Annotated in this window: 7 protein-coding genes; 4 read left to right on the top strand and 3 right to left on the bottom strand. The window is 50.0% G+C overall.

From position 1 onward, the window contains the following. Positions 1 to 116 precede the first annotated feature (116 nt). Together ACXAH4_RS16025 and ACXAH4_RS16020 are read left to right on the top strand one after the other, a co-directional pair. Positions 117 to 2,621, top strand: coding sequence for a glycoside hydrolase family 3 protein (locus ACXAH4_RS16025; RefSeq protein WP_474846385.1), 2,505 nt, complete (start codon positions 117 to 119; stop codon positions 2,619 to 2,621). 230 nt (positions 2,622 to 2,851) lie between these two features. Next, complete coding sequence (locus tag ACXAH4_RS16020) at positions 2,852 to 5,674, top strand: hypothetical protein (protein ID WP_474846387.1); 2,823 nt, start codon at positions 2,852 to 2,854, stop codon at positions 5,672 to 5,674. A gap of 64 nt (positions 5,675 to 5,738) precedes the next feature. Here the strand turns inward: ACXAH4_RS16020 and ACXAH4_RS16015 are convergent, their stop codons facing one another. Then, positions 5,739 to 8,108, bottom strand: a complete 2,370-nt coding sequence (locus ACXAH4_RS16015) for a fatty acid cis/trans isomerase (RefSeq protein ID WP_474846389.1) — start codon at positions 8,106 to 8,108, stop codon at positions 5,739 to 5,741. 186 nt (positions 8,109 to 8,294) lie between these two features. Between ACXAH4_RS16015 and ACXAH4_RS16010 the strand changes: the two genes are divergently transcribed. Continuing rightward, entirely contained in the window at positions 8,295 to 8,801 is a 507-nt protein-coding gene (locus ACXAH4_RS16010; RefSeq protein ID WP_474846391.1) for a M48 metallopeptidase family protein, read from the top strand. Positions 8,802 to 8,876: 75 nt separating this feature from the next. On the opposite strand, the gene ACXAH4_RS16005 is transcribed toward ACXAH4_RS16010, so the two are convergent. Continuing rightward, the gene (locus ACXAH4_RS16005; protein WP_474846393.1) at positions 8,877 to 11,819 is read right to left on the bottom strand and encodes a TonB-dependent receptor; all 2,943 of its coding nucleotides are present in this window, start codon (positions 11,817 to 11,819) and stop codon (positions 8,877 to 8,879) included. Positions 11,820 to 11,882: 63 nt separating this feature from the next. Beyond that, positions 11,883 to 14,549 carry a family 16 glycosylhydrolase gene (locus ACXAH4_RS16000; RefSeq protein ID WP_474846395.1) on the bottom strand — a complete coding sequence of 889 codons (2,667 nt, stop codon included), beginning with the start codon at positions 14,547 to 14,549 and terminating at the stop codon, positions 11,883 to 11,885. 386 nt (positions 14,550 to 14,935) lie between these two features. On the opposite strand from ACXAH4_RS16000, the gene ACXAH4_RS15995 reads away from it, so the two are divergent. Then, entirely contained in the window at positions 14,936 to 16,528 is a 1,593-nt protein-coding gene (locus tag ACXAH4_RS15995; RefSeq protein ID WP_474846397.1) for an ABC-F family ATPase, read from the top strand. Positions 16,529 to 16,590 lie beyond the last annotated feature (62 nt).

Genomic DNA, 16,590 nt, shown 5'->3' with positions numbered 1-16,590 from the left:
CAGGATTGAACTTGTTAACGCTTCGTGTAATTATCATGAAAAAATGTAAGCGCTTTCAAATAACATTATTACAAAATGTAAGCGCTTTCAAATCTAACTATGAAGGTTCTTACATTATGCGAAAGACTTTGCTCTCGACGGTCGTTGCCTCCGTTCTGCTGACAGCCTGTGTTTCTTCCACAGATAACGCAGACAGTTCGTCAGTCTGGCCTCACCTGGATATAGCCGTTAAACCGGACCAAGCGACGGAAGACAGAGTGTCTGCTTTGTTAGCGTCAATGACTGTTGAGCAGAAAGTCGCACAGGTGATCCAGCCTGAAATCGGCAGTATTACCCCGGAAGATATGCGTCAATACGGCTTTGGCTCTTATCTTAACGGCGGAGGTTCATTTCCCGGCAGTAATAAACATGCAACGCCGAAGGAATGGATAGATTTGGCAGAAGCCATGTATCAGGCTTCTGTTGACGACAGTAAAGACGGCTCCACGATTCCAACCATGTGGGGAACAGATGCGGTACACGGTCATAATAATGTGATTGGTGCCACGCTGTTTCCCCACAACATTGGTCTTGGCGCTGCGAACAATCCGGCATTGATGGAAAAAATAGCTAACATCACGGCGCAGGAAGTCATGGCCACCGGTATCGACTGGGTATTTGCACCAACGGTTGCCGTAGTCCGTGACGATCGCTGGGGCCGGACCTATGAGAGTTACTCGGAAGATCCGGAAATCGTAAAAGCGTATGCTGCGTCTGTGGTTAAAGGCCTGCAAGGCCATGCTGATGCCGGTGATTTCCTGGGTGACGAGCGGGTGATCAGTACAGTAAAACACTTCGTTGGCGATGGCGGCACAGTGAAAGGCGACGACCAGGGTGACAACATCGCTACCGAACAAGCCCTGTTTGAAATTCACGCCCAGGGATATGTGGGCGGCCTCACTGCGGGCGCACAATCAGTGATGGCATCGTTTAACAGCTGGCACGGCAAAAAACTACATGGTCATGAATACTTACTGACAGACGTGCTGAAAGACCGCATGGGGTTTGACGGCTTTGTGGTGGGCGACTGGAACGGGCATGGACAGATTAAAGGCTGTACTAACGACAATTGCGCACAAGCTTTGAACGCCGGGCTGGACATATACATGGTCCCCTCTGACTGGAAGGCGCTTTACCACAATACAGTGGCACAGGTGAAAGACGGCACCATCAGCAGCGCCCGGTTAGACGACGCGGTAAGGCGTATTCTGCGGGTAAAAATGCGGGCAGGACTTTTTGATAAAGCCAGCCCTGCACAGCGCCCGCTTTCCGGTAAACAGTCTCTGATTGGCAGTGAAGAACACAGAAAAGTCGCCCGTCAGGCCGTTAAGGAATCTCTGGTTTTACTGAAAAACAAACAAAACCTGTTGCCACTGTCTGCAAGCGCGAACATTCTGGTGGCCGGTGATGCGGCTGACAACATTGGCAAGCAATCCGGCGGCTGGACAATTACCTGGCAGGGGACGAACAATACCAATGACGATTTCCCGGGTGGCACGTCGATATTTGATGGTATTTCACAGTACGCAAAGCAAGCTGGCGGCAATGCCACACTGTCAGTTGATGGCAGCTATAGCAGCAAACCTGATGTGGCCATTGTCGTATTTGGTGAAGAGCCATATGCAGAAGGTGTGGGCGACAGAGAAACGCTCGCCTACCAGCCAGGTAATCAGAAAGATTTAGCCTTACTGAAGAAACTGAAAGAAGACGGGATCCCTGTGGTATCGGTGTTTGTTTCTGGCAGGCCGATGTGGGTGAATGCTGAACTGAATGCTTCAGATGCGTTTGTTGCTGCCTGGCTTCCGGGATCCGAAGGGGCGGCTGTGGCAGAGGTATTATTCGGCGATGATGATTTTAAAGGTAAACTGCCCTTCTCATGGCCGGCATCACCCCTGCAGATAGCCAATGTGGGAGATGATGATTACGCCCCTCTCCTGCCCTATGGTTTTGGTTTAACCTTCAGCGACAAGAATGTTCTGCCGGACAACCTGAACGAACAAAATGAAAGCCTGAAGCAACAATCTGCAGAGTCTGTTGCCATTTTACAGGGCGGCGTCCGCGCGCCATGGTCGTTACAGCTTACCTCAAACAATGAACGCAAAACTGTTGCCGCCAGCGCTGAATCCTTCGACAGCATTACTTACCGCACCAGCGACAAAGTGGTACAGGAAGATGCGATCACCGTCACCTTCGATGGAAAGACGCCGGCCGGTGTTGCTTTCACGCGCACTGAAAAAGCTGAATTAGTTGCGTCGAATGCGCATTCAGAAAACCGTGCGCTGGTTTTCAGTGTCAATGTCTCGCAACCTTTTTCAGATGATGTTTTCGTTATCTTGTGTTCTGAACAGCAAGACGGCGATGAAGCCTGCCCGTCCGGCGTCAATATCGCACCGGCGCTGTCGAGCTTAGAGGCTAACAGCTGGCAGTCACTGGCGTTGCCCCTTAAATGTTTCGCCTCCCCTGACATAAACACACTGACAACTGCCTTCGCCCTGCGCACATCAGGTAGCGGAACGTTAAGCCTTGCCGATGTGTTTATTCAGCAAGCGCCAGAGCACTCAAGGGTGCTGGCATGTGAGTAGGTCTCAAGTTTTGCACTTTGCTCATCACCTTTTTAATCAGAGCGGGTAATTTGAAAGGCGTCCGATACATTAAACTTAAGTCTGAATAAGACAAATTTTATGCACTTAATTAGTGCTATCTGCGGTTTTAGATAGTAACTTAGACTTGGATTTTACCTACAAAAATAAACTCAGGCACGGATGCCTGGTTCGGAAACGGCCACACCAGCCTGTATAACAAGGATGATGTAATGAAATATTCAGCAGTATGTCTTATTGTCACCGCCGCTCTCACTGGCTGTGGCGGAGGCGGAGGAAGCGACAGCAGCCCGCAAACCCCGTCTGATAATACTCCTTCGACGCCTGCACCGGTAAACGACAGCCCCGAAGTTACGCTAAACGCTGACAGCCTCACTGCCAAAAATTATGAACAGATCACTATCAGTGCTTCAGCCACCGACGCTGATGGTATTACCTCCTGGGACTGGTCTGTTTCAACTGAAGATGTAAGTTTAATATCCTCATCAGAAACTGAAGCCGTACTCGATTTAACCGGTGTAACGGAAGACAGCGATATCACTGTAACCTATACCGCCACCGACAGCACGGGCAAGTCAACCGCAGAAACCATTACTGTGTCTGTAAATTCAGCAGGTGCTTTAACTGTAGAACTAACCGGCTCCGCCACCCTGTCGATGGGAGACTCACTGAGCATTGGTTACACGTCAGGTTTTACCCCGGACAGCGTCCTCTGGTCTGTAGAAGACAGTGACGGATTCAGTCTGGAAAATACTACATCAGACACCGTTACTGTTAAGGCGTTATACGATACTGCTAAACAGGAAGGCACACTCAAAATTACCGCTCTGATTGATGATTTTGCAGTATCCGGCTCCATGCCTTTATCATCTTTGTACATGCCCCTGGAGACACCTGTATTTACGCAAAGTGCTGACAGAGTCGCTTCAGGCGGCATTGTGAAGCTGAAGGCAGATATTAACTTCTCAGATTACGAAGTGTCCTGGGGAGAGACCAGTGCGCCGGTATCCTATGCGCACAATAGCACAGACAGTGAACTTACGGTTAAAGTGAAGGGTGTGGAGCAAAACACTGATACATCAGTAGATGTCACAGTGTCAAAAGACAATGTCGAATTTCAGCATACATTTGATTTTTCTGTTACTCCGTCTGCATACGAAACCTCTGTCACCTACAACATTGATGTGACCGCCGGTGAAACTCAGACCATAGAAATTCCTGATCCGGAAAGCGAACTTTTTTTAATTGAGGGGCCCTTGTATGTAGAAGTTGGCAGTTTCTCTGCTACTCATACCGGCAATGGGATTGTCGCTACCTACACTGCGCCGGACGTTATCGGAAAAGACTTCGCATTTGAGCAACTGTACGCATGGCTTGATTCTGCGGATAAGTTTGGTGGTTTGGGCGAAATTAGTGTGACTATTCGTGCTGGCGGGTCGGGCTCTCTTGTATCCGGCAACGCTTTTTTCGAAAAAGTACCGGCAACAACAACCGGACTGGATCACGCAGGTATGTTTAATTCACCGGCATACGGTGCGTCTGTCATCGCCACAGACTCAGCAGGAACAACGGTTGCCAGAACGGAAGTTGAAACAGACGGTTCGTTTGAGCTGTTAGTTCCGGCGGACGCTCAACTGGATATCAAACTCATCCCCTCTTTTGAAATGGATAATGCTGAAATAGTTGTGGTGAATACGGGAACACCGGGTTTAAGTGATCTGACAGACCAGGTGACCTACTACCCGATACCGCCACACGAACTTCTGATCACGTCCGGAACATTTACCACTGACACCAGTGGCTTAACAATCACAGCTTCTGCAGACAGTGATGGCAGCAGTCTTGGTGAAGACCGCACTGCCGGTGCTTTCAATATTATTAATGTCGCCCGTACTGCTCTGGAACGTGTGTCCGGGCAGCTGCCAGCCGGACAAAACATCAAGCCACTGTTATTTGCCTGGTCTCCGGATGATGCCGGTGACGGAGACTGGAGGAACAATGAGCTGGAAACCGGCTATTCCGGCGAATGGCCCTACACAATCATTTACGTCGACAGTGAAAGCACAGCCGACACAGACGAGTACGATGACACATTGCTCGCTCATGAGATAGGACATTACATTCATTCAGTTGCAGGCAGAAATGATTCTCCCGGCGGCACGCATGGCATTAATACCCCACTGGATCCCCGGGCAGCCTTCGCGGAGGGTTTCGCAAACTGGTTCAGCTACTATGTGACAGGTGAAGAACTGGTTACCAATACCTTTGCTTCAGGTGCTTCTTCTGACAACTTTGTCAGCGGCGGCGTAACTGAAATTAATAAGGGCTGGATGTTTGAAGCAAGTACCGGCAATATTCTTTTCGGATTGCAGTCGTACTTTGTTTCTCAGGGCAAAAGTGCTGACGACTTCGGCACACATGTTTTCTCAGCGTTAAGAAAACAAGGAAAGTCAGAGTTCTACTCCGGCGCTTATTACTTCACAACCATTTTTAGTTTCCTGGATGCACTTGAAACTGAAATATCGTTAAACCTGAGTAACGGTGAACTGAGTGATTTTGGCGTGAACAGTGTGTCCGGCAATGCTGAAGGTGAAAGTTTTTATGCCAGTCTGTCGAATCCTGACATCAACAGCGCCGCGGTGATTGAAGATTATCTGCCTGTTTATAAACCGGTAACCTACGATGGTACACCCGTAGAAATGTGTATGCAGACTACCATAGGCTCCAGTGTGAACGGAACTGCACTGACTGCATTCGGTTTCGGGGAACCGGAAAAAGTCATGAACGTTACAGTAACTGTTGACACGAATCCCGGCGGTCTGACGATTTGGGTTGCTGATAACGATGGTCCCGACATTCAGGGGATTACACCTCAACTGTCATCCGCTGTGATCCTGGAACCGGGGCAAACTACCGGAATTCTGGAAAATATTACGCCGGAAACAAAGCGTATGTGGGTCAGGAGTAACGACATGTATAATTCCGTCGATGACAGCATACATCGCTGCTACACCTTAACCTTTTCAGAACAATAAACTGACAACACTCAGTGCCCGCTCAGCGGGCACTGAGTACAAGTTTGCCATTTACATTTCCCGTTTACCGGTCCTCTAACCGGTTGTAATCAAGCAAACCGCCGTCAATGGGATAACGGGCTTCTGACCATCTGATAAGCTCATCACTGAATAACCAGAATTCAGGGTCGGTACGGCGTACCCCCACCTTATCTAACAGACGCTGATAGTCACTTTCGTTTTTCACTTTATTTAACTGTTTAACGACCTGCGGAATATCTGAGGCATTAACCTGCCAAAATACATCAGGATAACTACCGAGAAAGCCCTGAACCAGTGTCAGTGAATCGTTGGCGTGGTCACGGTTCTTATCTTCTTCAAACAGGCTGCTTACGTTAAAGTGTGCGCTGTTTCTCAGCACAGTGAACACGTCGAAGTCTTCCGGTTTTTCGTCATCTCGCACCATAATCATGGTGATCTCCGGCATGATTGTGGCTTGCTGAGCAGGTAATTCGTCTATGGTAGCCAGCGCGGCAAGCTGCTCTTCGTTAAGTACATCACTGTGTAATCCGGTATTTTCCGGCTGAACGTGCTTGAGATAAGCAGCCAGAAGGCGGTACAACTCCCCTTTTGGCTTACCGGTGTCGTATTCAATCCCGGTGTCCTGTTCAAAGCTGTTGATATCGCCCTCAATGTAATCCGTCAGTTCCGGCCCGGCGTGCTGATACCAGTCAGCTAACTGGGTACGGCGGGTTTCTGGTGGCAGTAATGTGAGAAAATTCGATTCTCCTTCCATTCGCAGGAAATCCATATAGAGCCTTGTCATCAACTGATGACCATAATTGCCATACACATCAAATCCGGCCACCAGCAAATAATGGATGCGCTCAAGCAGTGCGTAATCAATCACCCATGCGGTTTTCGGGGGGTTACCCACCATGCCTTTCACCACGGTGGCGTTGTCGAAATGACGAAATACGGTCAGACTGGCGTTAGTATTTTTGCCGTCGCCGGCCCAGACACTTTGTAAACTCAGGTGTTCACCCTGCGTAAACGCTTCATTAAGAAATGTCGTTCTGGCACGCATGTACTCGCCCTGGCGACGGGCGTATTTCACCCAGCTTACCGCCAACGCAGTACTGTCTTTTTCTGCCGGCAGATGCAGATTTTCCCGTTGGGAGGCATAGAATTCATTAAGCTCTTCTGAAGCCGCGACTTCCGGATCGACAAAAAACACCCAGAAACGGTCATTGATGACATTCAGTGCGACCTGGCCACGGCAGACCGGCCCTTTGATATATCCCATGATGGTATTTTGTGCCCGCTCCAGCATGAAACGGTACCGGCTTTTCACCGGTAACAAAGTAAAGGACGTGAGAGGGTTTGCCGCCACATCCGGTTTATAAGAGGGTAATGCCGGCACATCAAAGTCCGCGTCCACAAACCAGGCCTGCCATTTAGCCCGTAAATCATCATTAATCACATAGGGCTGATGGGTTTTGCTGACAATGGTTGAGAACACAGGCTGGAGCCTGTACCACACCCTATCAACGCCGGGATCATCGAAGGGCCGGCGGGTTGCGATTACCGCAAGCGGTTTGCCCGGCGGCGTGGCTGACCGCACCAGGTTAAAGAACTGCGGCGTTTCGCCTTCGGGACTCAGGCCGTCAAAATACAAATGAGTGGTGAACAGATGCTCATAAATATAACGCGCAGATAATTTCGCTTTGTTGTTATCTGCATTCAGCCACGTTTCCAGCTCCGATACTTTAGCAACAGTCTTTTCGTCTAACGAAGGAGATTCAGGTAAAGGTGCATTGTGCTGCAGCCATCTTAGCAGTGTCAGTTCTTCTTCAGCATTCAGGTTCGGTAAGGCATAAGGCATGCCCCCAAGAGGCTGATCTGCAATATAACGCCCCATTTCATCAAGTGTCGGACATTGCTGCTCTCTGTTTAAGCTGATATCGAAACCGTCTCCCAGGTGGGTGGTATCAGGTTGCGGATTGGCCCGCTTTAATAACAGCATCTGCGCCAGGACAGAGGTTTGCGTTTCCTGCACAACGTCGCTGTCTTCATCAGGTAAAACAGAAAAGAAACCACGCTTGCGCCAGGCGTCTTCAGAATGTGCGTCGATAAATAACCGGTTCGGCTGGGCGGCAGTTAAGCGGGTACCTTCGTAAACCTTCTCTTTATTCGCTCCGCGGGCAATACCTTCCGGCGCTGTCATTTTCAGCTGGCAGGGAGCGTCATAACAAGCGTGACATACCACACAACGCTTCGTCAAAACCGGGCTGACCTCATGTTCAAAGAATTGTGCAGGTAAGGGTTCTGTCGTCACAACCGTATCAGGGTTATCAAATAGTGGCGCTTCTGCTGCAGACCATTGCCAGATTGCCACACCGGCGATTAAAACAGCCAGCACCAATGCCGCCTTCCCCTTACTAAACCAATTCATACTTCGCTTCCCGTAATGCCCGGCGCACAGTCTACCACCCATTTACTCCTGCTCCATCTATCCATAGTGAAATCCTGTCAAAGGTTTAATATTCAGCCGCTGACCCGCAAACTCAAAGCCGGATGCATGGTGAGCGGTTAATCATGCTGTATACTGGCTGCAACACTATTATTTTATGCATTCATCATGTCCCGGCCACTGACCTATTTATCTCATTACCCTCAACATCTTCAGGATCAGATCCACCACCTCATCGACAACAATCAGTTGGGCGACTGGCTTCGCTCCCGTTACCCGTCCGTGCACAACATCAACAATGACCGTGATTTGCGTGAGTACGCCATGGACATAAAAAACCGGTACATGAAGAAAACCCAACCTTTAAGCAAAGTCATTTACGACGGTAAAATTCATATCGTGAATCACGCGCTTGGGTTGCACTCCTATGTAGCGAGAAATCAGGGCGGGAAGCTGAAAAGTAAGAACGAACTGCGGGTCAGCGATTTATTCAAAAATACGCCTGAGCCCTTTTTGAACATGATTGTGGTGCACGAACTGGCTCACCTTAAAGAAAAAGATCATAGCAAGGCGTTCTATCAGCTTTGCCGCCATATGCAGCCTGACTACCACCAGTTAGAGTTTGATGTAAGGGTTTATCTCACCGAAATGGACACTAACGGAAAAGTATTCTGATTAGGCTTTGCATATAAAAAAGGCCGCAAAGCAAAATGCAATGCGGCCTGAACTCATGTGGTCCTGTTATTTTTATCAGAACGTATACCGGGCACCGAGGGTATAACGCGGACCATATTGACGGGCGTAAAGGAATTGTTCCTCAAAGCGGCCGTAACCACGTTCAGTCTCGTTATTTACATTCACGCCTTCAACAAACACGGTGAAATGTTCGTTGAAATCGTAATTGATACTGAAGTCCCACTGACCGAAAGAGTCTGCCTGTGTTGGCGGTACATCAGATGAACCCTGTGCCTGCCCCATGCCCTGCAGATAGCCTGCACGCCATGCATAAGTCACTTTTACCGACAACGCTTCTTTTTCATAGAACATCTGGAAGTTAGCAGAATCACCGATACCCACCAGCGGGTTCTGACCGCTTTCGAGAATATAGGGGTCATACTTCACATCACCGTCGACCAGCGTACCGTTCACGCCCACACCGAAACCGGTGTCACCGAAAGTATGCTGAACGGCCAGTTCAATACCATCCACTGTGCGGGAATCCGGCAAATTTCGCGGCTTGGTCACACGCCACGTGATGAGTGGATCATCAGCGTTTGGCTCAACAACACCTTCTGCGTTAGCGTAGCCGTTATCCTGGAAATACTGGAAGATGGCACTGTCTGTGGCCTGCACACCATCAGCTTCAAGAGCCGCAACGGCTTCGTTCCACCGCGGTCCCTGGTAAATATCACGCAGCCCTTCGAAGGTCTGATCGCCCCCGGTGGTTTCGATATACTCACTCACCGTCTTGCGGAATAAGCCGACGGAGGCATAGCTGTCTTCGCTGTAATACCATTCCACTGACAAGTCGAGGTTTTGCGACTCGTAAGGTTTCAGGCTGGTGTTACCTTCAGAGGCGGTACGGGCACCAATTTTGGGGCTGCCGCTAAATGCACGACCACCTTGCAGCAAGCCAATAGGCGCACGGGTAATCGATTTACCCCAGGAGAAACGGGCAACCACGTCTTCTGTCACGTCCACTTTAATGTCGAACATGGGCAGCAGAATGTCATATTCACCGGTGAAATCCTGCAGGATAAGTTCCGACTGATATTCAGTGATCCACTCAGAGGGTGCGACCCAGTTTACCTGTGTGGGTACACGCACCTGCGCGGAACTGGGCACTTCAGTTTCTTCATAGCGCACACCGGCATTCACCTGCACATAGAAATCACCAATATCAAAATCCCACTCGGTTTGTACGTAAACAGAATCGGTGATCTCTTCAACAAAATTCACCGTTGGCGCATTAAAGAAAGGATCGATGGAGTAAACATTGCTGTCACCGGTCACGTCTGCCGTAAGGTAAGCCAGCTGCCGGGTGATCGCTTCGTCAAAGCTGTAGGTGTAAAAGTAATTCGGATTCAGCGCATCACCGCCGCCACTGAATGCATCCAGGAAATCACCGGTATCATGGCGGGTAAACATGCTGTCCGGGAAAATTTCGGTATAGGACGGGCTGAAGCCGGGTCCGCCACGCAAACCACCCCAGGCGTCCGTTGCACCCAACGACTGTTCGGTACGGGCATAACCAAAGTCGACTTTCACCAGCGGAATGCTGTCAAAAACCGAGTTGTACCAGGTACTGTCGATTTGTAGCTGCTCAATATCCGAACGGCCCTGATTGCGGGTAAACTGACTGAAGTTAGAATCAATTTCACCGGGCATCAGCTCGTTGGTGCCGTTATTCCAATTGATGTAATAACTGGGAATATCACCTTCCCGATAATCATACACTTTGGAGATCAGCTGATCGGAGCCAAGAATGACCTGGCCACTGCCCCCTAACCCTTTGTCCTTGCCGTTATCAATCTGATTGTAGGAGTCGTGATAATCCACTGACACTTCCCAGTCACCGGTGATTTGCCACTCCAGATTTACACCCAGTGAGCGGGCGTTCACTTCGGTGGTGTTACGGCTGGCTGTAGCAGAACCGTCGTCACCGGCAATATCGGCATACAACGCGGTACCATTTTCGTCCAGTTCATAAGCATTAATATTAGGCCCGAAGTTATTCCAGATCCCCCAGCCAAAGCTGTTAGTGCCGGTGACGGCGTCTGATGCGGTGTAATCCAGGGTTGCGGTGAAATTATCGGTAGGACGAAACTGGAACGTGACCTGTGCATTGGTACGTTCACGCTGAACATCGGCAAAGCCAAAGTTCAGATCCTTAGGAAAGAATGCCGCATCGGTAATGACGGAACGGTTATCCACCACCATGGACGGGTCCAGTTCGGGCAAATCCTGGTCAGGCACAAGCACCCAACCCTGGATGCTGGCAGATTGCTGACGGAAATCACGTTCCTGGTGAGATACCGAAATACCGATACCGAACATATCGTCAGCAAACGTGTTAGTGAACACGCCGGCTACTTCAGGCGTAATATCACTGCCTTCTTCGTTAGAGGTGTCCATAATGCCTTTAGCCGACACCGAGAACTGCTGACCGGGATTATCCATAGGACGCATGGTCAGAATATTCACCGTAGCACCTAAGCCACCACTGGGGTTTTCCGCCCGTGCAGTTTTCTGCAACTCCAGGGTTTTTACCCCTTCCGAAGACAGGTTCTGCAAATCATAAGAACGGGTAAAACCGGTGCCCGGCATCTGACGGCCGTTCAGGGTGATAAGGTTAAATTCAGGGCCAAAACCACGCACAGTGATCTGACTACCCTCACCGTTTGCCCGACTGATAGTTACGCCGGTGACACGCTGTAACGCTTCCGCCAGGTTAGTATCCGGGAATTTACCCAGTTCTTCAGCAGAAATGGCATCTACGACACCGCTTGAATTGCGCTTCAGGTCCTGAGAGCGCATCAGTGAGCCGCGGATCCCCTTAACCTGAATGACTTCCATGCTTTCGTCAGCAGCGGCTTCAGCTTCCTGTGCCTGCGCGCTGAACATGCTTGTTGTACCCAGTAACAAAGCCATTGATGTGGCGACCCGGGTCTTTTTAAATGTATTGTTTTTCATAGTTGACCTACTCATCATAATCAATTGTTCCGGCGAGCCGGTATGGCTTCACCGGAGGCTTTGTTATTGCGCTGCAATTTCTGCGTTATCGATGCGGTAAACCGCGCCGTCACCCTGTCCCCATGCCGGAAACACCATCACCACGTTGATGTCTGACACATCGAGACCAAGATCAGACAGCGTTTGCAGCGGGAAGGTATAGGTTTGCCATTCGCCGGCTACCGGATCGACGCCTTCAAGGCTTTCCGACAGCGGCAACTCAACGGCAGTAGCAGCACCGGTAGATTCAATCTTAAACAGCCAGGGGGCTGTGCTGTCAGCAGGCATAGAAGTCACTTTCATTTCAAAGCGAACCGCGCCTGTGGTAAGAAGTGCTGAAGCATCGAAAGACACCTCTTCATCTGCCAGGAAGCCCATTACCGTCGGGGTACCGCCGATACGGAATTCGGCTACGTCACCGTGGGCATCATCATCGGCTTCGATTGTCGGAGTAGAACCGCCACAGCAATCCCATACGCTCCACATATCCGCTGCGGTATCAGCGAACAGGGTTAAACCTGCAGCCGCACCGGCATCCGGGTGGTACAGTTTCATGTTGTCGATACGATATGCCGCACCTTCACCGGCCCCCCAGGCCGGGAACACCATGATCACGTCAATGGCGCTGATATCCAGGCCACCGGCCTGCAGGTCAGCTATGGGGAAGGTATAGGTTTGCCACTCGCCTTCAACCGGTGCTTCCCCTTCCACACTTTCTGTGATGGGTAATTCAATGGCCGTAGAAGCACCGTTAGATTCCACCTTAAATAACCAGGCTGCAGAGGCATCGTTTGGCAAGCTCACAACACGCATATCGAACTGCAGCAGGCCGCCGTCTGCCAGTGCAGTGGCGTCGAACGGGGTGTCACCGCCACCGTCAGCGGGACGGGTAATAAAGCCCATTACAGTAGGTTCGGCACCGATACGGAATTCAGCGGTCAGGCCGTGGGCATCGTCATCCATTTCTTCTGTGGGGGTTGAGCCGCCGCAGCAGTCCCACATAGGCCAGTTAGGGTTTGTAGCATCTTCAAAAATCACCAGTTCCGGGTAGCTGGATTCTGCAGAAATTTCCACGTTGGTCAGGCGGTAAGTTGCTCCGTCACCCGCGCCCCAGGCAGGGAACACCATAATGACGTCAATGGCGCTCACATCCAGACCAGCTTCATCGAGCATGGAAAGCGGAAATTCATAAGTTTCCCACACGCCCTCTTCCGGCATATCGCCGGCAGATTCATTCGGGCCCGTGTAGCCGGTTGCCAGTGGAAACTCTACAGCGGTTGATCCTTCTGAACTTTCAATTTTGAACAACCAGGCAGCACTGGCATCTAAAGGCAGCGACGTGACTTTCAGATCAAACTTTACACTACCCGTTTCCAACATAGGCGCACCGTCAAAAGGGGTTGCCTGCCCGCCCGGATCGGTAATGAAAGTACTGCGGCTGACGAACCCCATCACAGTAGGTGTTGCGCCAATAGAGAATTCGTAAACGTCACCTTTTTCGGCATCGTCGACGATGGCAGGCGTTGAGCCACCACAGCAGTCCCATGCTGGCCAGTTCGGATTATCGGTACCACCAAAGATGGTCAGGTTCTGTGCCACACCGCTGGAAGGTGGTGAAGGAATGGGCGCTTCACCTTCTACCAGAGCATCATCTGTAGAGTCATAGCCGGGGCGCACAGTTTCACAGCCTTTACCGGTATCCGGATTGGCTGAACATTGATAAACACGCACATAATCGATTTCGTAAGTTTGTCCTTCCGCGAAAGCTTCAGCATCAATGCCCAGCTCGTTCACGTTGGATGGCCAGTCGCCGCCCACCGCCAGGTTCAGGATCATAAAAAACTCCTGATCGAAAGGGGCATTGGTGTAATAATTCTGCAGCTCACCGGTGGTTTGCTCGAAATATTCTGTGTACCAGCCACGATGCGCCAGACCGGTCGCTTCGCCTTTGCTGTTGTAACGCACCGTTGACTTTCGCTGTGTGGCGTACAGGTAATCATCCATATACCAGCGAATTTCGCCTTCCTGCCATTCCACCGCATAAGTATGGAAATCGTCAGCTGGATTAGCGCCGTCCGGTAACTTATAGGCCTTACCACTGTATTTGTTATTCGGCCACTCACTGCCGTAATGCAGGGTACCGTGAATATTGGCTTCCGGGTTGCCGTCGGCGTCCATGGCTTTCAGATTAACCGCTTCCATGATGTCGATTTCACCACTTCGCGGCCAGCCACCATAAACAGAATCGGTAGGCATCATCCAGAATGCCGGCCAGCTTCCCTGACCAGAGGGCAGCTTTGCGCGCATTTCAAAACGGCCATATTTAAAGTCTGCTTTGTACTGTGTAACGAGTCGGGCTGATGTGTAAGGCTTCTCCGCCCCTTCTGCGGCGGGTAACGCGACAATTTTTAGCGTGCCGTCAGAGACAAATGCATTTTCAGGACTGTCGGTGTAGCACTGGGATTCGTTGTTGCCACCACCGGCGCAATTGACTTCATGAGTCCAGTTATTTCCGTCAATAGAAGACCCGTCAAAATCATCACTCCATACCAACTCCCAGTCTGTTATCGGTACCGTTGGCTCAACAATATTCACGTCCGTATTTGTGGTGGCGCCACCGCCACATCCCACAAGGGTTGTGACCGATATCGCGGCCGCCAGCCGCGACAATTGTAAAAATGTTTTAGTCATTGTGTTCAGCCCTGTTTTCAACTTCCGGCAAGCAGGCGGTGCCGGAAATTTGTTTTTAGTTTTCGTCCCGTCTGTGTGGTCGAATTAATTTTGTAAGCGCTTACAAATCTTCTCAAAAAGAAAGCACTGTTCAGTTGAGCGCGATTGAATTCCATTCCCGCCGACTATGAAAGCGCTTTCATTACATTACGACACGGTCAAATAAAGGTCAATGCCATTCTCATTTTTTTAACATTTCAGTCACCTTCGTGACAGATTGACTCACCGGTGCGCTATTGCGCGACTTTTAGCCAGTTTAACCTCGACACGGCCGGCAGGATTCTTTATATTGCGCGGCCTTGAATGCACTCACGTGTACCTCTTATTTTGTTTTCCGGGAATTTGTTGTGATCACCACCGCCAATATCACCATGCAGTTTGGCTCTGCGCCTTTGTTCGAAAATATCTCCGCTAAGTTCGGTAACGGCAATCGCTACGGCCTGATTGGCGCGAATGGCTGTGGTAAGTCAACCTTCATGAAAATTTTAAGCGGCAAGCTCACCCCTTCCGCCGGGAACGTATCACTCTCCCCAGGCACCAAGCTTGGGATCCTGAATCAGGATCAATTCGCCTTCGAAGAAATGTCGGTGGTTGATGCTGTGATCATGGGCGACAACGAACTGTGGGAAGTGAAGAAGGAACGTGACGAGATTTACAGCAAAGCGGACATGAGTGAAGAAGACGGTATGCGTGTAGCCGATCTGGAAACCCGTTTTGCTGAAATGGACGGTTATACCGCCGAAGCCCGTGCAGGAGATATCTTAATTGCTGCAGGCATTGAGGAAGACTATCACTTTGGTCTGATGAAAGAGGTAGCGCCGGGTAAAAAAGTCCGTGTGTTGCTGGCACAGGCGTTATTTGCCGATCCGGAAATTCTGCTGCTGGACGAACCGACTAACAACCTCGATATCTACACCATCAACTGGCTGGCTGAAGAGCTCAACAAGCGCAAGTCTACGATGATCATTATTTCTCACGATCGTCACTTCTTAAATTCCGTATGCACTCACATGGCCGATATCGATTACGGTGAATTGCGTATTTATCCCGGTAACTATGACGATTTCTCAGAAGCCGCTGCCGCTGCGCTGGAACAGCTCCATCATGAAAATGATAAGAAAAAGGCAGAAATTGAAGAGCTGCAAAGTTTCGTAGCCCGCTTCTCAGCTAACGCCTCAAAAGCTAAGCAAGCAACTTCACGGGCAAAGCGCCTTGAGAAAATTGAGCTGAACGAAATTAAAGCGTCCAGCCGCCGTAAGCCATACATCATTTTTAAACAGCACAAGAAGCTGCACCGTCTGGCGATTACTCTTGAAGATCTGGGGCACGGCTTCCCTGAATTGCCACTTTTCAGTAACGGTAATTTGCTTTTAGAAGCGGGAGCCCGCCTGGCCATTATCGGTGAAAACGGTGCCGGCAAAACCACCCTGCTGAAATGTCTGATCAACGAACTGGACGCCAATGAGGGCGTGGTAAAGTGGGCTGAAAACGCTGAAGTAGGTTACGTTCCTCAGGACAGCAACCGTGATTTTGCCAACGATCTGACTTTATTTGAATGGATGAGCCAGTGGCGCGGACCGAAGCATGATGATCTGCAGGTTAAAGCCATGCTGGGTCGTTTGCTGTTCACCTCTGATGATTTCAATAAGAAAGTGAGTGTTTGCTCCGGTGGTGAGAAAAACCGTCTGTTGTTTGGCAAGTTAATGCTGCAGGATATCAATGTACTGGTAATGGACGAGCCTACTAACCACCTTGATATGGAATCTATTGAGGCACTGAATAATGCTCTGGCAAACTACGACGGCACTGTAATTTTTGTCAGTCACGACCGTGAATTTGTCTCTTCACTGGCCACCCAGGTTATCGAAATTAAAGATCAGAAAATCAATCATTTCGAAGGTACCTACGAAGAGTTCCTTGCACACAGCGCTGCTGTTTAGTATTAAATTCAATAACTGAAAAGCGCTTATCACACAGCGGAAACTGTCGCCTTTTTCAACCT

It is taken from the genome of Alteromonas sp. ABV2_168, from assembly GCF_056161165.1.
This window is presented reverse-complemented; position numbering and strand designations above follow the sequence as displayed.